Origin of the sequence: Stenotrophomonas sp. 2619 (assembly GCF_040548725.1) — a bacterium.
Taxonomy (GTDB): Bacteria; Pseudomonadota; Gammaproteobacteria; order Xanthomonadales; family Xanthomonadaceae; genus Stenotrophomonas; species Stenotrophomonas maltophilia_AP.
Map to the genome: position 1 here is coordinate 161,400 of NZ_JBEPSF010000005.1, position 18,629 is coordinate 180,028.

17 protein-coding genes and 9 tRNA genes are annotated in these 18,629 nt (G+C 66.2%); 14 read left to right on the forward strand and 12 right to left on the reverse strand.

Annotated features, from left to right (window positions below):
- The first annotated feature begins 240 nt into the window (after positions 1–240).
- Together ABIA71_RS07150 and ABIA71_RS07155 are read left to right on the forward strand one after the other, a co-directional pair.
- On the forward strand, positions 241–2,100 hold the full coding sequence (locus ABIA71_RS07150; RefSeq protein ID WP_354284284.1) for a methyl-accepting chemotaxis protein: 1,860 nt from the start codon (positions 241–243) through the stop codon (positions 2,098–2,100).
- Positions 2,101–2,199: 99 nt separating this feature from the next.
- Positions 2,200–2,682, forward strand: coding sequence for a DUF4189 domain-containing protein (locus ABIA71_RS07155; protein WP_354284286.1), 483 nt, complete (start codon positions 2,200–2,202; stop codon positions 2,680–2,682).
- Between the two features lie 78 nt (positions 2,683–2,760).
- Here ABIA71_RS07155 and ABIA71_RS07160 read toward each other — a convergent pair.
- A tRNA-Leu gene (locus ABIA71_RS07160) sits at positions 2,761–2,847 on the reverse strand.
- Positions 2,848–2,971: 124 nt separating this feature from the next.
- On the opposite strand from ABIA71_RS07160, the gene ABIA71_RS07165 reads away from it, so the two are divergent.
- The gene (locus tag ABIA71_RS07165; RefSeq protein ID WP_354284288.1) at positions 2,972–3,352 is read left to right on the forward strand and encodes a response regulator; all 381 of its coding nucleotides are present in this window, start codon (positions 2,972–2,974) and stop codon (positions 3,350–3,352) included.
- Positions 3,353–3,361: 9 nt separating this feature from the next.
- On the opposite strand, the gene ABIA71_RS07170 is transcribed toward ABIA71_RS07165, so the two are convergent.
- Positions 3,362–4,318: an SOS response-associated peptidase family protein gene (locus ABIA71_RS07170; RefSeq protein ID WP_354284290.1), complete on the reverse strand. Its 957-nt coding sequence runs from the start codon at positions 4,316–4,318 to the stop codon at positions 3,362–3,364.
- A gap of 110 nt (positions 4,319–4,428) precedes the next feature.
- Here ABIA71_RS07170 and ABIA71_RS07175 point away from each other — a divergent pair, with 110 nt between their 5' ends.
- Positions 4,429–4,845 (forward strand): GNAT family N-acetyltransferase, encoded by a 417-nt coding sequence (locus ABIA71_RS07175; RefSeq protein ID WP_354284292.1) that lies wholly within the window; start codon positions 4,429–4,431, stop codon positions 4,843–4,845.
- Between the two features lie 77 nt (positions 4,846–4,922).
- Here ABIA71_RS07175 and ABIA71_RS07180 read toward each other — a convergent pair.
- The 9 genes from ABIA71_RS07180 to ABIA71_RS07220 all read right to left on the reverse strand — a co-directional run bounded on the left by ABIA71_RS07180 (position 4,923) and on the right by ABIA71_RS07220 (position 6,868).
- Positions 4,923–4,998, reverse strand: a tRNA-Glu gene (locus ABIA71_RS07180).
- Positions 4,999–5,046: 48 nt separating this feature from the next.
- Positions 5,047–5,122: transfer RNA gene (locus ABIA71_RS07185), tRNA-Ala, on the reverse strand.
- Between the two features lie 214 nt (positions 5,123–5,336).
- A tRNA-Glu gene (locus ABIA71_RS07190) sits at positions 5,337–5,412 on the reverse strand.
- Between the two features lie 48 nt (positions 5,413–5,460).
- Positions 5,461–5,536, reverse strand: a tRNA-Ala gene (locus ABIA71_RS07195).
- A 120-nt stretch (positions 5,537–5,656) separates the two neighbouring features.
- Positions 5,657–5,732: transfer RNA gene (locus tag ABIA71_RS07200), tRNA-Glu, on the reverse strand.
- Between the two features lie 51 nt (positions 5,733–5,783).
- Positions 5,784–5,859, reverse strand: a tRNA-Ala gene (locus tag ABIA71_RS07205).
- A gap of 156 nt (positions 5,860–6,015) precedes the next feature.
- Positions 6,016–6,091: transfer RNA gene (locus ABIA71_RS07210), tRNA-Glu, on the reverse strand.
- A gap of 53 nt (positions 6,092–6,144) precedes the next feature.
- Positions 6,145–6,220, reverse strand: a tRNA-Ala gene (locus tag ABIA71_RS07215).
- Positions 6,221–6,469: 249 nt separating this feature from the next.
- Positions 6,470–6,868: a heavy metal-responsive transcriptional regulator gene (locus ABIA71_RS07220; protein WP_354284294.1), complete on the reverse strand. Its 399-nt coding sequence runs from the start codon at positions 6,866–6,868 to the stop codon at positions 6,470–6,472.
- 219 nt (positions 6,869–7,087) lie between these two features.
- On the opposite strand from ABIA71_RS07220, the gene ABIA71_RS07225 reads away from it, so the two are divergent.
- From ABIA71_RS07225 to ABIA71_RS07260, 8 genes are all read left to right on the forward strand, one after another.
- Positions 7,088–8,152 carry a GlxA family transcriptional regulator gene (locus ABIA71_RS07225; protein WP_354284296.1) on the forward strand — a complete coding sequence of 355 codons (1,065 nt, stop codon included), beginning with the start codon at positions 7,088–7,090 and terminating at the stop codon, positions 8,150–8,152.
- A gap of 176 nt (positions 8,153–8,328) precedes the next feature.
- Positions 8,329–9,129, forward strand: coding sequence for a redoxin domain-containing protein (locus ABIA71_RS07230; RefSeq protein WP_354284298.1), 801 nt, complete (start codon positions 8,329–8,331; stop codon positions 9,127–9,129).
- 40 nt (positions 9,130–9,169) lie between these two features.
- Positions 9,170–10,000, forward strand: coding sequence for a thiol:disulfide interchange protein DsbG (dsbG, locus tag ABIA71_RS07235; RefSeq protein ID WP_354284300.1), 831 nt, complete (start codon positions 9,170–9,172; stop codon positions 9,998–10,000).
- Positions 10,001–10,503: 503 nt separating this feature from the next.
- Positions 10,504–11,916, forward strand: a complete 1,413-nt coding sequence (locus ABIA71_RS07240) for a DcaP family trimeric outer membrane transporter (RefSeq protein WP_354284302.1) — start codon at positions 10,504–10,506, stop codon at positions 11,914–11,916.
- 51 nt (positions 11,917–11,967) lie between these two features.
- Positions 11,968–13,317 (forward strand): arginine/agmatine antiporter, encoded by a 1,350-nt coding sequence (gene adiC, locus ABIA71_RS07245; protein WP_354284304.1) that lies wholly within the window; start codon positions 11,968–11,970, stop codon positions 13,315–13,317.
- 21 nt (positions 13,318–13,338) lie between these two features.
- The gene (locus ABIA71_RS07250) at positions 13,339–15,627 is read left to right on the forward strand and encodes an Orn/Lys/Arg family decarboxylase (protein WP_354284306.1); all 2,289 of its coding nucleotides are present in this window, start codon (positions 13,339–13,341) and stop codon (positions 15,625–15,627) included.
- A gap of 24 nt (positions 15,628–15,651) precedes the next feature.
- Positions 15,652–16,554 carry a cation diffusion facilitator family transporter gene (locus tag ABIA71_RS07255; protein ID WP_354284308.1) on the forward strand — a complete coding sequence of 301 codons (903 nt, stop codon included), beginning with the start codon at positions 15,652–15,654 and terminating at the stop codon, positions 16,552–16,554.
- A 112-nt stretch (positions 16,555–16,666) separates the two neighbouring features.
- A complete protein-coding gene (locus ABIA71_RS07260; RefSeq protein ID WP_354284310.1) occupies positions 16,667–17,095 on the forward strand; it encodes a Rid family hydrolase in 429 nt (142 codons plus the stop codon).
- On the opposite strand, the gene ABIA71_RS07265 is transcribed toward ABIA71_RS07260, so the two are convergent.
- Positions 17,096–17,485, reverse strand: coding sequence for a hypothetical protein (locus tag ABIA71_RS07265; protein ID WP_354284312.1), 390 nt, complete (start codon positions 17,483–17,485; stop codon positions 17,096–17,098).
- A gap of 135 nt (positions 17,486–17,620) precedes the next feature.
- On the opposite strand from ABIA71_RS07265, the gene ABIA71_RS07270 reads away from it, so the two are divergent.
- Positions 17,621–17,833, forward strand: coding sequence for a ParD-like family protein (locus ABIA71_RS07270; protein ID WP_038687903.1), 213 nt, complete (start codon positions 17,621–17,623; stop codon positions 17,831–17,833).
- The gene (gene map / locus ABIA71_RS07275) at positions 17,830–18,600 is read left to right on the forward strand and encodes a type I methionyl aminopeptidase (protein ID WP_354284314.1); all 771 of its coding nucleotides are present in this window, start codon (positions 17,830–17,832) and stop codon (positions 18,598–18,600) included. The genes ABIA71_RS07270 and map overlap by 4 nt, the downstream gene beginning before the upstream one ends.
- Positions 18,601–18,629 lie beyond the last annotated feature (29 nt).

Here is an 18,629-nt window from a genome sequence, read left to right on the forward strand (position 1 = left end):
TACCGTCTAAGGCAACGCGACCACGGCGCGGCCACGTTGGACATTGGCTGCGCTGCCTTCGCGGCCCCGATCGCGTGACTTTGCAACATGCCGTCTGCACGCCGCAGTACCGCCGTTGTATTAGCCGCTGGAGCGACGTCGTGCACGGCTGACGTCTGCGCAAGTCCCCAAGCCAATGATGTGCCGGCGGGTTGCTCCCCGTCGGATCCCAATCGCCAACGGGCACCGAGGATCACGATGATGCTTACTTCAGGTATGCACGCGCATGTGCAAGGACGTACCGACGCCGCTTCCCGCCCTTCACTGTGGCAGGCCCTGAAAGCCAGCGTGATCGCGCCCGGCCAGGCACGCCAGTCGGCCACCGTCGCCAGCCAGCGACGCCAGTGCGAGCTGGAAGCCCAGGTGGCCGCCCTGCACCGGGTGCAGGCGGTGATCGAGTTCGATCTGGACGGCACCATCCTGCAGGCCAATGACAACTTTCTGCAGACCCTGGGCTACCGGCTCGATGAAATCCAGGGCCGGCACCATGCCATGTTCGTCGACCCGGCGCTTGCACGGAGCCAGGAGTACCGCGACTTCTGGGCGCGGCTCGGACGCGGCGAATTCGACGCCGGCCAGTACCGGCGGCTGGGCAAGGGCGGCCGCGAGATCTGGATCCAGGCCTCCTACAATCCGGTACTGGATGGCAGCGGGCGTCCCTACAAGGTGGTGAAGTTCGCCACCGACATCACCGCGCAGATGCAGCAGGCCGCGGATGTGTCCGGGCAGCTGGCGGCGATCAACAAGTCGCAGGCGGTCATCGAATTCAGCCTGGACGGCCGCATCCTGTCGGCCAACGACAATTTCCTGGCCACCACCGGCTACACGCTGGATGAGGTACGCGGCCAGCACCACGCCATGTTCGTGGAGCCCGAGCACCGGCAGAGCGCGGACTACGCCCGGTTCTGGGAAAAGCTGGGCCGTGGCGAGTACGACGCCGGCCAGTACCGGCGCTTCGGCAAGGGGGGCCGCGAGGTGTGGATCCAGGCGTCGTACAACCCGATCCTGGACATGAACGGCCGCCCGTTCAAAGTGGTCAAGTACGCCACCGACATCACCGCCCAGGTGCGTGACAGCCTGGCCATGCAGCACGCCGTGGCGCAGACCCGCGAAGTGGTGGCCGCGGCCAAGGGTGGGGACCTCACCGGGCATATCGCCACCGAGGACAAGAACGGCCCGATCGCCGAGCTGTGCGAGGGCATCAATGCGCTGGTGGAGGCGATGGCCTCGATCATCGCGCAGATCAAGTTCGCCGCCGACACCATCGCGGTGGGCGCCAGCGAGATCGCCGAAGGCAACAGCGACTTGTCGGTACGTACCGAGCAGCAGGCCGCATCGCTGGAAGAAACCGCGGTCTCGATGAAGGGCCTCACCGCCACCGTGCAGCAGACCGCCACCAACGCCCGCCAGGCCAGCGAGCTGGCCAGCGGTGCCGTGGATGTGGCCGCGCAGGGTGGCCATGTCGTGCATGAAGTGGTGTGCACGATGGCGCTGATCAACGAATCGTCGCGTCGGATCGTCGACATCATCGGCGTCATCGACGGCATCGCCTTCCAGACCAATATCCTGGCGCTCAACGCCGCGGTGGAAGCGGCCCGCGCCGGCGAGCACGGCCGCGGCTTTGCGGTGGTGGCCTCGGAGATCCGGTCGCTGTCGCAGCGCTCGGCGGGGGCGGCCAAGGAGATCAAGCAGCTGATCGCCGATTCGGTGGAGAAGGTAGGCACCGGCACCGGCCAGGTCGAGAGCGCCGGCCGCACCATGGATGAGATCGTGGTCAACGTGAAGCGGGTCAGTGCCTTGATCAGCGAGATCAGTGCGGTGGCCCAGCAGCAGAGCGAAAGCATCGGGCAGATCCACCAGGCGGTCGACCACATCGACGAAGGCACCCAGCAGAATGCCGCGCTGGTGGAGGAGGCGTCCGCCGCCGCGCGCAGCATGGAAGAGCAGGCCACCCAGTTGTTGCAGACGGTGGCGGCGTTCCGGGTGGAGACCAGTGCGGGCATCGCGCGGCAGGCCATCGCGGCAGCGGGACATGGCCAACCGGCGCTGCGGCTGGTCTGAGCGTCGGCGTTGCCTGACAACGTATCGGGACGATGCCTGCGTGCCAATCGTGTTGGGCTTTGGGATACTCGGCCTTCCAACGGAAGGTCGAAACAAACCATGTCAATGACAGCAGGACGCAGCGCGGTACTTCTGGTCGCACTGGCCGCGGCGGGCGCCGCCAACGCGGCATCGGCCGTGTTCTACGACACCGATACCGGTGCTTACGGCTATTCGATGAACAAGCGCACGGTCAGCGCGGCAGTGCAGCAGGCGTTGAGCTACTGCGTGCAGCGTTCGCCGAACTGTGCGAGCCAGGCCAGTACCACCGCCCCGGGATACTCCGCGGTGTACACCGGCACGGGCGCCGTGGGCTTTGCGCTGTCTGAAAAGGATGATGGTGCTGCCCAACGCAAGGCCGAAGCAATGTGCCGTCGCCAGGCAAAGGATTGCGTTCTGGAGCTGGTGTGGCGCGAGAACCCGCCGCAGACGCTGGACCTGCCGGCGCACGCCGCCGCGCTGCAACAACGGGCGGCGTCTGCGGCCAATGCCGCTGCCGAAGTCGCTGCCAAAGCAGCGGATGCATCCAGATCCACCAAGTGAGTCTGCTGAAGGGGCTGCCTTTCGGCAGCCCCTGAAATGCAAAAGGCCAGATCCGAAGATCTGGCCTGTGCAATTCCATGGTGCCGAAGGTGGGACTCGAACCCACACGCTTTTAAGGGCGGCGGATTTTGAGTCCGCTGCGTCTACCGATTCCGCCACTTCGGCTGGCTGGCCGCGTAGTGTATACAACTTGTGGAGATCTGTGCAGCCCTGAATGCTTCATGTGATGTTCGGCCTTCATCCGGGCAGGACGTTATACTCACCGGGCTGAACCATACAGAGAGCCGGGATGAGTGCATTGCAGGATCTTCGGGTACTGGTGGTCGAGAACGACGACATGAGCGCGGCCCTGCTGCAGATGCAGCTGGCGCAGTCCGGCGCGGTCGTCGTCGGCCCCGCGGCATCGGTTGCCGAATCGCTGCGCCTGCTCGGTGAGACCGAGCCGCAGGTGGCGCTGCTGGACTACCGCCTGGCCAACAACGAAACCAGTGAGCCCGTTGCGGCTGCCTTGAGTGCCCGTGGCATTCCCTTCGTGCTGGCCACCGGCATGGCGCCGGATCACCTGCCGGCGGTGTTCCGCACCGGCGTGATGCTGACCAAGCCGTACCTGACCGCGGAGCTGAACGCGGCATTGGAACGCGCCCTGCAGGCCGCATCGGTCGCCAGCTGACCCCGGCGCTCACGCCGCTTCGGTATAGGCGTAGCTGAGCGGCTCACGGTCATCGAGGATGCGGTACAGCGCGTCCAGATCAGTGGGGTCCGGGTTCAGCCAGGCATCCAGGTTGTCCGGCCGGATCGGAATGATGCAGCGGTCATGACCGGCTGCGGCGACGTCGCGCGGCGGTTCGTCGGTGATGGCCGCAAAGGACAGCAGCCGCCCCTCCGGGCCCTCCCATTCCGACCACAGGCAGGCAATGAGCAGGTCGCGCGGCGGCTGTGGGCGGAACTCCAGCACCACGGTGTTGGCTTTCTCGCCGGGGGACAGGGCGCGTTGCTCAAGCGCGTGCCGCGGCACGTGTTCGTAGAACGACTGCACCACCACCACGCCATGGCAATGACCGAACGCGGGCTTCCAGTACCCGCCCAGGCTGTCGCGGCGCGCGTTGTAGGTGCCGGGGTACAGCGTGTCATTGCGGGCCGGCGTGTCCGGGAGGCGGCATTGATAGCGCATCGGCTTGATCACGCGCTGGCCGCGCTCGGACACGATCACCGGTGCATAGACGCCCGGAAAGATGCGGCTGTCGCGCGGCAGCAGCCCGGTGCGACGCAGGTCGTCCAGGCGCGCCTGCGCGCGTTCGACGCGGTTGCCGGCGATGCGCGCCTCGTTGCGGGCCTTCTGCGTAGGGCGCGTGGCCAGGCTGGCGTGGGCGGCATCGCGGCGTTCGCCCTGCACGCGGATCTCCGCGTCCAGCGCCTGCATTTCCTCGGCATGCCACTGCTGGATTTTCGCCACGATGTCCTGGCCCTGCGCGGTACGCGCGCCGGCAAAGCCGTCGTCCATCGCCTTGGGCGTTTTCGGGCGTTGCTTGCCGGCATCGTAGGCGTACAGCTGGGCGAACTCGTCCAGCGACATCATGGCGCCGTACTCGCGCACCAGCTTGGTGTAATCGGCGCGGATCTGGGCGGAGTAACACATGGGGCAGGGGCGGGCAGAAGGGGCAGGGGAACAGCATAGGCCGGTTGGTATCACCGGATGAGAAAACGATGCGGCATGCTGGACACCTGTTCACGTATGCGAGGTGCTCCATGATGCTGCCGGCGGGTCTGACGTGCATTCCCCATCCGCCCAGCGTGGCCGAATACCGCGAACTGCGGGTGCGCGCCGGGCTGAGCCCCAAAACGCTGGAGGCGGCCACGCTGGGCCTGCCCAATACGGTGTTCGGGGTCAGTATCCGTGAGGGCGGACAGCTGCTGGCGATGGGTCGGCTGGTGGGCGACCGCGGCTGCTTCCTGCAGGTGGTGGACATTGCGGTGGTGCCCGAGCGTCAAGGCCAGGGGCTGGGCAAGGCGGTGATGCGCGAACTGGATGCGTGGCTGCAGGCCAATGCGGTGGGGGCCTACGTGAGCCTGATCGCCGATGGCGACGCGCACCGCCTGTATGCGCAGTTCGGCTTTGCGTTGACCGCGCCGCGGTCGGTGGGCATGGCCAAGGTGGTGCGGTAGGTACCGACCAACGGCCGGCACCTGCCGGAGCGCACAAACAAAAACCCCCGGCAATGCCGGGGGCTGTTGTTTGTAGCTGGCGTCCCCACGGGGATTCGAACCCCGGTCGCCACCGTGAAAGGGTGATGTCCTAGGCCTCTAGACGATGGGGACGCGTTAAACCAAATTTGTCTTCTATCGGACGGCCTGTGTCCGGAGAAGTGGTGGAGCCAGGCGGGATCGAACCGCCGACCTCCTGCATGCCATGCAGGCGCTCTCCCAGCTGAGCTATGGCCCCACGTTGATGCTGCGAGCCGCCTATCATAGCGATGCTTGTGCTGGATGGGAAGCTTTTTATTTCGCCTTGGGCCATCCGGGCCCGGGCGGTGGATGTCCGGCGTTGGTCGGTAGGGTTGGGTCGTCCGGCACGCGTCGTGCAGGCCAACGGTCGGCGTCTACCGAGGGCAGACAAACAAAAACCCCCGGCAATGCCGGGGGCTGTTGTTTGTAGCTGGCGTCCCCACGGGGATTCGAACCCCGGTCGCCACCGTGAAAGGGTGATGTCCTAGGCCTCTAGACGATGGGGACGCGTTAAACCGAATTTGTCTTCTATCGGACGGCCTGTGTCCGGAGAAGTGGTGGAGCCAGGCGGGATCGAACCGCCGACCTCCTGCATGCCATGCAGGCGCTCTCCCAGCTGAGCTATGGCCCCACGTTGTACCGCGAGCCGCCTAGTATACCTGCCTGTTCACGTTTGTGGAAGACCACGACGAAACTTTCAGGGGGCGGTGACAAAAAGACCCGGCGAACCGGGCCTGATGTCGCTGATGAGTGGCGTCCCCACGGGGATTCGAACCCCGGTCGCCACCGTGAAAGGGTGATGTCCTAGGCCTCTAGACGATGGGGACGCATAAACTCATCAATGTTTTCAGCACCTCCGAACGGCCTAAGGTCCGGAGTGGTGGAGCCAGGCGGGATCGAACCGCCGACCTCCTGCATGCCATGCAGGCGCTCTCCCAGCTGAGCTATGGCCCCACGATGCTGGAGGCGGAATTCTACGCGGGTGTGAAGCGTTCGCCAAGTCTTTTGTGTGACATCGCGATGAATTTCTTTTGCCGCGATCGATGCCGCAACGCGAGCAGGGCAAAAACAAAAAGCCCCGACCGAGGTCAGGGCTTTCTGCTTCTTGATTGGCGTCCCCACGGGGATTCGAACCCCGGTCGCCACCGTGAAAGGGTGATGTCCTAGGCCTCTAGACGATGGGGACGCACGAAACTTCATATTTTGTCACTGCACTTTCAATCGGCCTAATGATTGAAGTGGTGGAGCCAGGCGGGATCGAACCGCCGACCTCCTGCATGCCATGCAGGCGCTCTCCCAGCTGAGCTATGGCCCCACGTCGTGAGGAGCGAAATCATAACGACGACGTTTTCGATTGGCAAGCGAAAACTGCACGACATGCATCATTCGCTGGCAGCGCGTTGATGGCGCACGCGCGCCGCACGGCATGCGGCGTGGACGCACGGCCGTGACCGCGTCCGCGCACAGGAAGCGCACGCGATGGTGATCACGACACGCAGCGCATCGCAGTGAGGCAACAGCATTGATCGTCGGGGCGCACTGCGCGGTTGCAGGGTGCGGCGGCTTACTGCGACGAACAGGTCAGGGCGGTCAGGATCGGGCAGTGCACCAGCGCGCCATGGCCTGGGCAGGCATCCACCAGTTCCTTCAGGGCGCCATGCATGCGCTGCAGTTCGGTGATGCGTCGCTCGATGTCGCTCAGCTTGTCCACGGCGGTGTCGCGGACCCGTGCCATGTCGTGGCTGCGCTGGTCACTGAGGCTGAGCAGCGCGGCGATTTCCTCCAGGGTGAAGCCCAGCGCCTTGGCGCGGCGGATGAACTGCAGCCGGGTCAGATCGGTATCGCCGAACACGCGATAGCCCCCCGCGCTGCGTCGTGCGGTGGGCAGCAGCTGCTGGCGTTCGTAATAGCGCACGGTGTCGATCGGCACGCCGGCCTGGCGTGCGAGCTGTCCGATGTTCATGCCCACCTCGATGAAGACTGCACGGGAGGGTAAACCTTTGAGTCTGGTCAAGAGTCAAGGGTTGCTGAAGCGCGGCCGACCGATGTAGTTACGGGCGCGAAAGATACAACTAGTTTCATAGCTACCGTGCATTTGCCTCCGTAGGCTCGACCGGGTTCGCTTCAAACCCTTGCCCTGCCTGGGTTTGCTGGCCCCAGACGTCGCTTGAGGAGCCTTTCCATGGATGCACCGTTCACCCCCTTGTCCCCTTTGCCGCGGACGCAGTCGTCGGCGTTGATGGAAGTTGCCGTGCTGGAGTACCCGGGCAGTCTTCGTGCTGCCGCGCCGGTGCTGTCCGAGTTGGCGCAGCGCTGCAACCGTACCGCCGCAGCGGGCAAGCGCCAGGGCGCGCGGATGCTGGTGACGCGCTGGACCTTGTCCCCACGCGGCGTGCAGCGGGTGGCGGGAGCCGAACTGTTCGGCGACGCGCTGCCGGCCATCATCGTGGTGTCCGGCAACGAGCCAAGCTGGCCACTGGCACCGCCCGACGAGCGCCTGCTCGCCTGGCTGCGTGACAGCCACGACGGTGGCAGCGTGCTGGCCGGCTGTGATGAGGGGGGATTGATGCTTGCCGCCAGTGGCGTGCTGGCCGGGCGCACGGTGAGCTTGCCCGACCTGGCGCGCTGCCCGTCGCTGGCCACGGTGGTGCCCAGCTGGAGCCTGGGTGAGCGTGCGCTGGTGGACGACGGCGACCTGCTCACCGCCTCCGGGCCGGATGCCTGGAAGTATCTCAGCCTGCGTCTGCTGGCCCGCATCTACGGGCAGACCGTGATGACCGCAGCGATCCAGCAGCTGCAACTGACGATTCCACGCGCCGTGCAGGACGACCTGGAGCGGTTCAGTCCCAACTTCGCCCACGGCGATCGCGGCATTCTCAAGGCGCAGCGTTGGTTGCACACCATTGCCGCGCGTGGGGTGACGCTGCAGGACATCTGCGACTCCGCCGGGTTGGAGCCGCGCACGTTGCAGCGCCGCTTCCTCAAGGCAACCGGGCTGCGTCCGATCGAATACTGCCAGCGGCTGCGCATCGCCAAGGCACAGCTGATGCTGCAGGCCGGCGGTGAAATCGATGAAGTGTCCTGGGCAGTCGGCTACTCGGATCAGAGTGCGTTCCGGCGCCTGTTCCTGCGCATTGTCGGGCTCACGCCGTCGCGCTATCGGCGGCAACTGGCCGCGCAACGCCGCGAACGGGTGCGCAGCGGCGTGGTCGACGTGGGCGCAGAGCAGATGCGCACGGCGGCCTGAGCGGCCACCTCGCGGCGTCATCGCCGCACGCAACGGCAGGCATGCGTACGCGGTCTGCCGTTGTCGCATGTGCGCGTGCCGCTTGCCGGATGGACCCCGGGCTGTGACCATGCCGCCGGGGTACTACCAACAACCGCGCCGGCATGACATGCAGCAGCGGTGGAGATGGATGGATGATGAGCAGTGTTGGCCCGGTACCGCTGGGCGTAGTGTGGGTGGTGCTGGCATGGCTGCTGGCCATTGGCGTGGCGCGATGGTTGAGGCCGCCGCCGGAGAAGGGCCAACCCACGCCCACCGCGCTGCTGCTGGACATGGTGTTCCTGGCGCTGCTGGGTGGGCGCGTCGGGTTTGCGGTGCTGCATTGGCGCGCGTACGCCGCCGACCCGTGGGCGCTGGTGCGGCTGGGCGATGGCGGTTTCCTGCCGGTCGTGGCGGTGCTGGTGGGTATGGGCTGGGCAGCATGGCGGTTGCGCCGCACGCCGGCGCTGCGCAGGCCGGTATGGGCCGGTGCCGTGGCGGGCGTGGTGTGCTGGGCGGCGTTGTCGTTCGGCATGGCCCACCTGCAGCAGGCGCGGATCGCCTTGCCCGCACTGAGCCTGCAGTCGCTGCAGGGGCAGCCGGTGGCGCTGGCCGATACCGAAGGCAAACCGGTGGTGGTGAACCTGTGGGCCACCTGGTGTGCGCCTTGCCGGCGCGAGATGCCGATCTTTGCCGCGGCACAACAACGCGAACCCAACGTGCGTTTCGTGTTCGTCAACCAGGGCGAAAGTGTCGAAGACGTGCAGCAGTTCCTGTCCAGCCAGAGGCTGGTGCTGCAGCATGTGCTGCTCGACCCGGACAGCCTCACCGCCGAACGGCTGCAGGTGCACGCATATCCGACTACCCTGTTCTTCGATTCACGTGGCCGGTTGCAGGGCCTGCACATGGGGGAACTCAGTGCAGCCGGGCTGCAGGCCCGGCTCGATGCGCTGCGTTGAACGCGCGGCGCCTTTCATTCTGTTGCTACCAGGAGTTGCCATGCTGTTGAAATCGCCGCCCGCACTGGGCTCGCTGCTTGCCGCTGCGCTGTTGATGGGCCTGGCCGGGTGCAGCCAGGCCCAGTCGCCCAAGGCCCCGGACGCGGCCAAGCCGGTTGCCGCCGCCAAGGTCGGTGAGTACCCGGCGGTGCTCAAGGGCATCCAGAAGCATGGGTTCGAGGTGGTGGGCGAGTTCGATGCGCCAGGCGGCCTGCGTGGCTTCGCCGGCGTGGTCGGCGGCCAGCAGCCTGCCGCGGCCTACGTGACGCCCGATGGCAAGCACGTTCTGGTGGGCAGCCTGTTCGACGCCAATGGCGAGGATGTCAGCGCGGCGCCGCTGGAGAAGCTGGCGGCCAAGCCGATGTCGGAAAAAATGTGGAACAAGCTCGATGCCAGCGCCTGGGTGCGCGACGGTCGGGCCGACGCGCCGCGCGTGGTGTACACCTTCAGCGATGCCAACTGCCCGTACTGCCATCGCTTCTGGGAAGCCGCGCGGCCGTGGGTGGACAGCGGCAAGGTGCAGCTGCGCCACATCATGGTGGGCGTGATCCGCGAAGACAGCCCGGCCAAGGCCGCTGCCATCCTGACCGCACCGAACCCGAGCGCGGCCCTGCTGGAAAACGAGCACAACTTCGACAAGGGCGGCATCAAGCCGGTGGCGAAGCTGAGCCCGGACGTGGCCAACAAGCTCGATGCCAACCAGGAGCTGATGATCGAGATGGGCTTCCAGGGCACCCCGGGCATCCTGTTCAAGGACGACAAGGGCATGCTGCAGCGCCGCTCCGGCATGCCGCAGGGCCAGGACATGGACCTGGTGATGGGCAAGCGCTGAGCCGCTGCCTGATCGGTTGAAACGCGCGCCGGTGCAACGCCGGCGCGCGCGCCTGCAGGCCTGCCCATGTAGGGAGGATGTACGCACGCCCCGCGTGTGTTGCAGGGGCCTGCACAGAGGCGATGCGGTGCACTTGATCTGAATCAAGGCCGAAAACGACAGGCGCACTAGCCTGTGCGCATGTATTCCTCTGTCTTCACTCCTCGCCATGGCATGCGTGTGCCTGCGTCGTTGCCATCACAACGACCGGCAGACTTCACGACGTGCTCACTCGGCCATTGTTACTCAGGGCGCTGGCAGGCGGGTTGTTTCCGTCACGCCTCCCGGGATGAGGAGGGAATCCCACGCGGGTGTGTTCACCACGGTGTGCACGCGATCGGTTCGCCGACGCATGCCATCGGTGTGCTGCGCCTGCATTGCAGTACCGGGTTGCCGGGCAAGGGCGCGCGCGCAGGCGTAGCGGCGTTGCACGGCAAGGCTGTTCGCGGTTCATGGAGAACGTGATGCGCCTGGCTGTACTGACGTTTGCGTGTGCTGCGGTGGTGGTCGCTGCGCCTGCCCGTGCACAGGATTCGGCCGATGCGTTGCGGCAGGAGATCCGCACCCTGCGGCAGACACTGGAAACGATGGAAAAGCGCCTGGATGCGCTGGAGTCCGAACCGGGCGCGCCGACGCCCGCGCCTGCCGCGATAGCGCAGGCCACCCCGGCCGCGTTGCCATCGCCCGCGGCAGTGCAGGTGCCGGGCGGCGGGCAGGCCATCCTGCCGCCACGTGATTCGGTGTCCGACCCGTCCTCGGCGGCGTCGCGCCCGGACAGTGCCGCCGGCCCGACCGATCCGGAGCTGAAAGGGTTCTTCGCCATTCCCGGCACCGATACGCTGATCCGCATCGGCGGCTACGCCAAGCTGGATGCCATCGCCGACGCACGCGCGGCCGGTGACGAGGACCAGTTCATTCCGTCGTCGATCCCGGTGGGCAGCGCGCATCGCGATGTGTCCAACTTCAACATGCATGCCAAGCAGACCCGTTTCAGCTTTGAAGCGCGTCGGCCCACTACCCACGGCAACCTGCGCTTCTACCTGGAGAATGATTTCTTCGGCAGCAGCGACAGCTATCAGTTCCGCCTGCGCCACGCCTATGGTCAGCTGGGCAATACCTACGCCGGTTACGGCTATTCCAGTTTCATGGACGCCGACAGCCTGCCCGACACGCTGGATTTCGCCGGCCCCGGCGCGGCCGGCTACCTGCTGGTGGCCGGCATCCACCACAGCTTCCCGCTCGGCAAGGGCAACACCCTGACCCTGGCCGCCGAAGATCCCGACACGCAGTTGAGCGCGCCTGCCGAGGGCGTCCGCGCGGTGGACCAGGCCCCGGACGTCACCCTCACCGCGCGCATGGAGCGCGACTGGGGACACCTGCAAGTCGGCCTGGTGGCGCGCAGCCTGGCCTACGACGGCGACGCCGGTGATGATCGCCGCATCGGCGGTGGCCTGCAGCTCAGTGGCTCGGCCGCGGTGGGCGAGCAGGACCTGCTGCTGTTTGGCGCGCTGGGTGGCAAGGGCATTGCCCGCTATACCGCCGACCTGACCGGCTCGGGCATGGATGCGGTGGTGGCCGACGATGGGCGCCTGGCGCTGCTGCGGCTACACGGCGGTTTCGTCGGCTACACCCATTACTGGACGCCGATGTGGCGCTCCAACCTGATCTACGGCCAGCTCAGTGGCGAGCGCAACGCGGCGCTCGCCGACGACGCCTTCCGCCGCAGCCGCTACGGCGTATTCAACCTGCTGTGGAGCCCGGCGCCGTCCTGGACCATGGGCATGGAACTGTTGTACGGCCAACTGGAACAACAACGCGGGCAACGCAGCGACACGGTGCGGCTGCAGGGCAGCCTGCAATACAACTTCATCAAGTAGACCCTACCGCCCGGCGCGACCGGGCCCATGCCTGGCAAAGGAGAAACCGTCATGGCAGAAGCAAAGAAAATCGGGGTGGTCGGTGCCACCTTCCTGGTGGCCGGCAACATGATGGGTTCGGGGGTGTTCCTGCTGCCCTCCAGCCTGGCCAAGATCGGCACGGCGTCGATCTGGGGGTGGCTGATCACCACGGCCGGCGCGCTGCTGCTGGCCTTCGTGTTCGCCAAGCTGGGCAAGCTGGCGCCCAAGGCCGGTGGCCCGTACGCCTATGCGCGCGACTGGTTCGGCCCGTACATGGGCTTCCAGACCAACACCATCTACTGGTTCGCCAACTGGATCGGCAACGTTGCCATTCCGATCGCGGCGGTGGGCTATTTCAGTTACTTCTTCCCGATCCTGTCCGAACCATTACCGCGCTGCCTGGCGGTGCTGGCGCTGGTCTGGGCACTGAGTTTCGCCAACGTGATCGGCCCGTCCTTCGTGAGCAAGCTGCAGACGGTGACCACCAGCTTCGCGCTGGTGCCGATCCTGGGCATCGCCATTTTCGGCTGGTTTTTCTTCGACCCGACGATCTTCAAGGGCGCCTACAACGTGTCCGGTGAATCCAACTTCGGCGCCATCTCCAGCGCCGCCGCACTCACCTTGTGGGCGTTCATCGGCGTGGAGTCGGCCTCGGTCACCGCTGGCGTGGTGGAAAACCCGGAAAAGAACGTGGCCCGTGCCACCCTGGCCGGCGTGTTCCTGGCGGCCATTGCCTACATCGCCAGCTCCTCGGTGATCATGGGCATGGTGCCCAACGGCGACCTGCAGGTGTCCGATGCGCCGTTCGCGCTGGCCGCCGCCAATGCGGTGGGCGGGTGGGGCGGGGCGCTGGTCAGCCTGTGCGCCTTCGTCGGCGCGGCCGGCTCGCTGGGTGGCTGGATCCTGCTGACCGCGCAAAGCGCCAAGGCTGCGTCCGATGACGGCCTGTTCCCAAGCATCTTCAGCAAGACCAACAAGGATGACGTGCCGGTCAAGGGCGTGCTGATCGTGGCGGTGCTGATGACCCTGGCGGTGCTGGTCACCTCGACCTCGGAAACCGCGTCGGCGCAGTTCGACGTGATTACCTCCGCTGCGGTGGTGCTGACCCTGCTGCCTTACATCTATTCGTGCGTGGCCTGCTATTTCGTGGTCGAGCGTTCGCACACGCTGGTGCATACCGGCGCGTTCTGGCTGCTGACCAGTGTCACGGTGGTGTACTGCCTGTGGGCGATCTTCGGGTCGTCGGGCAGCATCGTCCAGTACGCCTTCCTGTTCGTGCTGTTCATCACGGTGTTCTACCCGTTCTTCAGCGAGGAGCGCCGCCGCCAGCGTGGCCAGCTGCCCGCGCTGGACGCCGCCGTTCGCACGACGCTTTCGTGATCTTCCCCCAGGAGAATGCCTGTGTATTTCAAGTCGCTTGATTACCCCATCATCGTCATCGATGACGATTACGAGTCGCCGCGCATCGGTGGCATCCTGATCCGTGCGCTGGTCGACGAGCTGCGCAAGAACGACCAGCGCGTGCTCTGCGGCCTGACCCTTTCCGACGCCCAGGCCGGCGCGCGGACCTATGTGGCGGCCTCGGCGGTGCTGATCTCCATCGACGGTACCGAGGACAAGCCCGAGCAGTTCCAGCGCCTGCTCGGCTTCCTGCGCGAGCAGAGCGCGCGCCGCGGCAACCTGCCGGCTTTCCTGTATGGCGAGCGCCGCACCATCGAGAAGGTGCCCAGCAAGCTGCTCAAGTACGTGCATGGGTACATCTTCCTGTTCGAGGACACCAAGAGCTTCATCTCGCGCCAGGTGATGCGGGCGGCCGAAGACTACATGGCCAACCTGCTGCCGCCGTTCTTCAAGGCGCTGATCCACCACACGGCCGAATCGAACTACTCCTGGCATACGCCGGGGCATGCCGGCGGCGTGGCGTTCACCAAGTCGCCGGTGGGGCGTGCGTTTCACCAGTTCTACGGCGAGAACACCTTGCGCAGCGATCTGTCGATCTCGGTGCCGGAGCTGGGCTCGCTGCTGGACCACACCGGGCCGATCAAGGAGGCCGAGGACGAAGCGGCGCGCAACTTCGGCGCAGACCACACCTTCTTCGTCACCAACGGCACCTCCACGGCCAACAAGATCGTCTGGCACGGCACCGTGGGCCGCGGCGACGTGGTGTTCGTGGACCGCAACTGCCACAAGTCGCTGCTGCACTCGCTGATCATGACCGGCGGCATCCCGGTGTACTTCACCCCCAGCCGCAACGCGCACGGCATCATCGGCCCGATCAGCCTGGATCAGTTCACGCCCGAGTCGCTGCACCAAGCCATCGCCGCCAACCCGCTGGCCAGCAAGGCGTTCAAGGCCGGCTCCAAGCCGCGCATCGCGGTGGTCACCAATTCCACCTATGACGGCCTGTGCTACAACGCCGAGAAGATCGCCGAGGAGATCGGCAGCGCGGTCGATTTCCTGCACTTCGACGAGGCCTGGTACGCGTATGCAGCGTTCCATCCGTTCTACGAAAATCACTACGGCATGGCCAAGGGCAAGCCGCGCGAGCAGGACGCGATCATCTTCACCACCCATTCCACGCACAAGCTGCTGGCCGCGTTCTCGCAGGCCTCGATGATCCACGTGCGCAACGCGGCCACCCGCGAGCTGGATGCGGAGCGGTTCAACGAAGCCTTCATGATGCACACCACCACCAGCCCGCATTACGGCGTGATCGCCGCGTGCGACGTGGCCTCCAAGATGATGGAAGGTGCGGCCGGGCAGTCGCTGGTGCAGGAGATGCATGACGAGGCGATCGCCTTCCGCCGCGCGATGCTGCACGTGCGCGAGGACCTGGGGCGCGACGACTGGTGGTTCAGTGTGTGGCAGCCGGACAAGCTGGAGCGGTCCCTGGCCAAGGGGGATGCGCCGGCACCGCTGGTGGCCAAGCGCGAAGAGTGGTACCTGCAGCCCGACGCGCACTGGCATGGGTTTGACGGGCTGGTCGAAGACTACGTGCTGATCGACCCGATCAAGGTGACGCTGCTGACCCCGGGGCTGTCGATCGACGGCGAGATCGGCCAGCGCGGCATTCCCGCCGCGGTGCTGAGCAAGTTCCTGTGGACGCGCGGCATCACCGTGGAGAAGACCAACCTGTATTCGGTGCTGTTCCTGTTCTCGATGGGCATCACCAAGGGCAAGTGGAGCACGCTGGTAACCGAGCTGATGGCGTTCAAGGAGCACTACGACGCCAATGCGCCGCTGAGCCGGGCTTTGCCGGGGTTGGCTGCCGACTACCCGGTGGCCTATGCCGGCTGGGGCCTGCGCGACCTGTGCCAGGCGCTGCATGAGTTCAACCGGGAGTTCGCCGTGCCCAAGGTGATGCGCGAAATGTACGTGGACCTGCCCGAGCCGGTGATGACCCCGGCCGAGGCCTACGACCACCTGGTGCGTGGGCAGATCGAGCGGGTCGACATCGAGGCGATCAGCGGCCGTATCGCCGGCACCATGCTGGTGCCGTACCCACCGGGCATTCCGACCATCATGCCGGGCGAGCGCTTCGGGGCCAGCGACGAGCCGATCATCCAGTCGCTGCGCATCGCCCGCGAGCAGAACGCCCGCTTCCCGGGCTTCGAGTCGGACGTGCATGGGCTTATCATCGACCGCGATGGCGCTACGCCAACCTACAAGGTGGAGGTGCTGAAGGTCTGAGTGTGGTCAGGCCCTCGGCAAGCGATGGATACAGCACGCGAGCAGCGGGTCCTGACATTCTCGATCGCGGTGACCCTGGCCGTCAGTGCCACCGGCTTTGCCGGTGGCCTGCTGGTGGGGTCGCAGGCCATCCTGTTCGACGGCGTGTACAGCCTGGTCGACGTCGCCCTGACCCTGGTGGCGCTGTCAGTGCTGCGGCTGGTGGCGCGGGAAGAAAGCCCGCGCTTCCAGTACGGCTACTGGCACCTGGAGCCGATGGTGGAGGCACTGGGCGGGGCGATCCTGTCGCTGGCCTGCATCTACGCGCTGGCCAATTCGATCATCGGGCTGACCACTGGCGGCCATGAGGTCAAGGCCGGTCCGGCGCTGGCGTGGGCGGCGGTACTGTGTGTGAGCAACCTGGCCATGGCAGCCTTCGTGCGGACCCGCGCGCTGCGCCTGCAATCCTCCTTGCTGTGGCTGGATGTGCGGGCTTGGCTGCTGAGTGGGCTGATGAGCCTGGCGGTGGTGCTGGCATTCGTGATCGCGCTGCTGCTGCGCGGCGGCGAGCACGCACACTGGATTCCCTACCTGGACCCATTGGTGCTGGCGGCGATCAGCATCGCGGTGCTGCCGGTGCCGCTGCGCAGTGCCTGGAAGGCCATGCGCGAGGTGCTGCAGGTGGCGCCGGATACGCTGGATGCACGTGTGCAGGCGGTCATGCAGGCGTTCGTGGCCGAACACGGCTATCTGGATTTCACCAGCCACGTGGCCAAGATGGGGCGCATGCGCTTCGTCGAGATCCACATCCTGACCCATCCGGAAACGGTCATCGGCAACATCGGCAACGTGGACCGGTTGCGTGACGAGATCGCCGAACGCCTGGACGCGCGCGGCAGCGAGTTCTGGTTGACCATCGATTTCACCGCCGACCCGGCTTGGACCTGAGGCGGCATCGCTCCACTGGCGCGGCGTGGACTGCAGCATTCCACCGTGCATTGTTGACCTCAACCCAGGTTGAGGTCGAACACTGCGTGCTCCCTCCATGGATGCATGCCCCATGTTCAGTGACACCCCCGCCGCGCCCGCCGGCCTGTTCGGCTTCATCAATCCCGCGGGTCTGTATGACCCCACTGCCAACGGCTACTCGCACGTGGCGGTCGTGCGCTTGCCGGCCCGGGTGATCCACGTGGCCGGGCAGGGCGGGGAAACCGCAGACGGCGCGCTCTCGCCGCGCTTCGAGGTCCAGGTGGCACAGGCCCTGGACAACCTGGCGCTGGCCCTGGCCGCCGCCGGTGCCGGCCTGGCCGACGTGGCCAAACTCACGGTGCTGGTGGTGAACCATGACCAGGACCGGCTGGGCATTCTGTCCGCGCAGATCGGCCAACGCTGGCCACTGGGCCGGGCACCGACCTGCACGTTGATTCCCGTGCCGCGGCTGGCGCTGGACGGCATGCTGTTCGAGATCGAGGCGACGGCGTACTGCTGATCAGTAGCTCAGCCAGACGGCGCGCGCGACCGACACGTGGGTGATGTGCCCTTGGACGGCGTGGTAAGTCACTTCCAGGCCGCGCGCCAGCAGCGGCGATTCCTCGACCCGCACGCGGCAGACCAGGCGGTCGGCCAACGGGGCCTGGCAGTCGTAGCTCAGAAAGTCGACCGAGGCCGGATCGGCCGAGCGACCGCGCATGGTGCGGTTCAGGCCCGCCTCCACTGTCGCGGCGGGCACGGGGACCCCCGGCAGGTTCAATCCGGCGCTGTGCTTGAGGGTGTCGTACGGGCTCACGCAACTGCAGGTGGACGGCGAATAGCCTAACAGCACCGCGCCCGCCACCAGTGCGACCACGGCCGCCGACGACATCACCAGGATCCTGCCCATGCGAGTGCTCCGTGAGAGGGGCTGCTGTCTTGGGAAAAGCATGCTCGCACGAAGCGAATGGGGCGGCGACGGGTGGCATTGCAAGCAATATACGAAACATATATGGTGCGTATCTTCATTGCCTGGGAGACCCGCATGGGCATCGTCAACATCGACGACGAACTACACGACAACCTACGCCGCGCGAGCGGCGTCTCCGGCCGCTCGATCAACGCCCAGGCCGGCTTCTGGATCAAAATTGGCATGCTGTGCGAGATGAACCCCGGCATGAGCTACCAGGAGATCGTCAGCCGTGAACTGCGTGCGGCTGGGGTGGCACCCGGGGCGTTGCGGGTGGCCGAGGCATGATCAAGACGCTGGAAGAACAGGCCTTGATGCGCGCCTCCGGCCGTTTGCTGGCGCAGGTGTTCGAGGCGCTGGACCGGCTGCCGCTGGAAGGCATGAGCACGCTGCAGGTCAACGACTGGGTGGAGCGCTTCATCGTGGACGAACTGCAGGCGCGCCCGGCCAGCAAGGGCCAGTACGGGTTCGCCTACGTGCTCAACAGCTCGATCGACAGCGTGGTCTGCCATGGCGTGCCGTCGGCCGATGCCGTGCTGCGCAGCGGCAGTATCGTCAACCTGGACATCACCCTGGAGAAGGGCGGTTACATCGCCGATTCCAGCAAGACCTACCTGATCGGCGAGGTCGACTATGCGGCCAGGCGCCTGGTACGGGTGACCCGCGAGGCGATGTGGAAAGGCATTGGCGTGGTGCGGCCCGGCGCCACGCTGGGCGACATCGGCTTTGCGATCCAGCAGCACGCCAAGGCGCACGGCTACAGCGTGGTCAAGGAATTCTGCGGCCACGGCATTGGCCAGGAAATGCACGAGGAACCGCAGGTGCTGCATTACGGCCGGCGTGGTGACGGGCTGGTGCTGGAGCCGGGCATGACCTTCACCATCGAGCCGATGATCAACCAGGGCCGCGCGGCGATCGACATGAGCGAGGATGGCTGGACCGTGACCACGCGCGACGGGAAGCTGTCAGCGCAGGCCGAGCATACGGTGCTGGTGACCGCCGACGGGGTGGAGGTGTTGACCCTGCGCGCCGAGGAGCGTGGGCTGGTTGCGTGATGCGTGCTGTGCGTGGCCGGACGGGCGCG

Coding starts and splice junctions, on each gene's coding strand:
- ABIA71_RS07150 (WP_354284284.1), top strand. CDS start 241: ATGCTTACTTCAGGTATGCACGCGCATGTGCAAGGACGTACCGACGCC.
- ABIA71_RS07155 (WP_354284286.1), top strand. CDS start 2,200: ATGTCAATGACAGCAGGACGCAGCGCGGTACTTCTGGTCGCACTGGCC.
- ABIA71_RS07165 (WP_354284288.1), top strand. CDS start 2,972: ATGAGTGCATTGCAGGATCTTCGGGTACTGGTGGTCGAGAACGACGAC.
- ABIA71_RS07170 (WP_354284290.1), bottom strand. CDS start 4,318: ATGTGTTACTCCGCCCAGATCCGCGCCGATTACACCAAGCTGGTGCGC.
- ABIA71_RS07175 (WP_354284292.1), top strand. CDS start 4,429: ATGATGCTGCCGGCGGGTCTGACGTGCATTCCCCATCCGCCCAGCGTG.
- ABIA71_RS07220 (WP_354284294.1), bottom strand. CDS start 6,868: ATGAACATCGGACAGCTCGCACGCCAGGCCGGCGTGCCGATCGACACC.
- ABIA71_RS07225 (WP_354284296.1), top strand. CDS start 7,088: ATGGATGCACCGTTCACCCCCTTGTCCCCTTTGCCGCGGACGCAGTCG.
- ABIA71_RS07230 (WP_354284298.1), top strand. CDS start 8,329: ATGAGCAGTGTTGGCCCGGTACCGCTGGGCGTAGTGTGGGTGGTGCTG.
- dsbG (WP_354284300.1), top strand. CDS start 9,170: ATGCTGTTGAAATCGCCGCCCGCACTGGGCTCGCTGCTTGCCGCTGCG.
- ABIA71_RS07240 (WP_354284302.1), top strand. CDS start 10,504: ATGCGCCTGGCTGTACTGACGTTTGCGTGTGCTGCGGTGGTGGTCGCT.
- adiC (WP_354284304.1), top strand. CDS start 11,968: ATGGCAGAAGCAAAGAAAATCGGGGTGGTCGGTGCCACCTTCCTGGTG.
- ABIA71_RS07255 (WP_354284308.1), top strand. CDS start 15,652: ATGGATACAGCACGCGAGCAGCGGGTCCTGACATTCTCGATCGCGGTG.
- ABIA71_RS07260 (WP_354284310.1), top strand. CDS start 16,667: ATGTTCAGTGACACCCCCGCCGCGCCCGCCGGCCTGTTCGGCTTCATC.
- ABIA71_RS07265 (WP_354284312.1), bottom strand. CDS start 17,485: ATGGGCAGGATCCTGGTGATGTCGTCGGCGGCCGTGGTCGCACTGGTG.
- ABIA71_RS07270 (WP_038687903.1), top strand. CDS start 17,621: ATGGGCATCGTCAACATCGACGACGAACTACACGACAACCTACGCCGC.
- map (WP_354284314.1), top strand. CDS start 17,830: ATGATCAAGACGCTGGAAGAACAGGCCTTGATGCGCGCCTCCGGCCGT.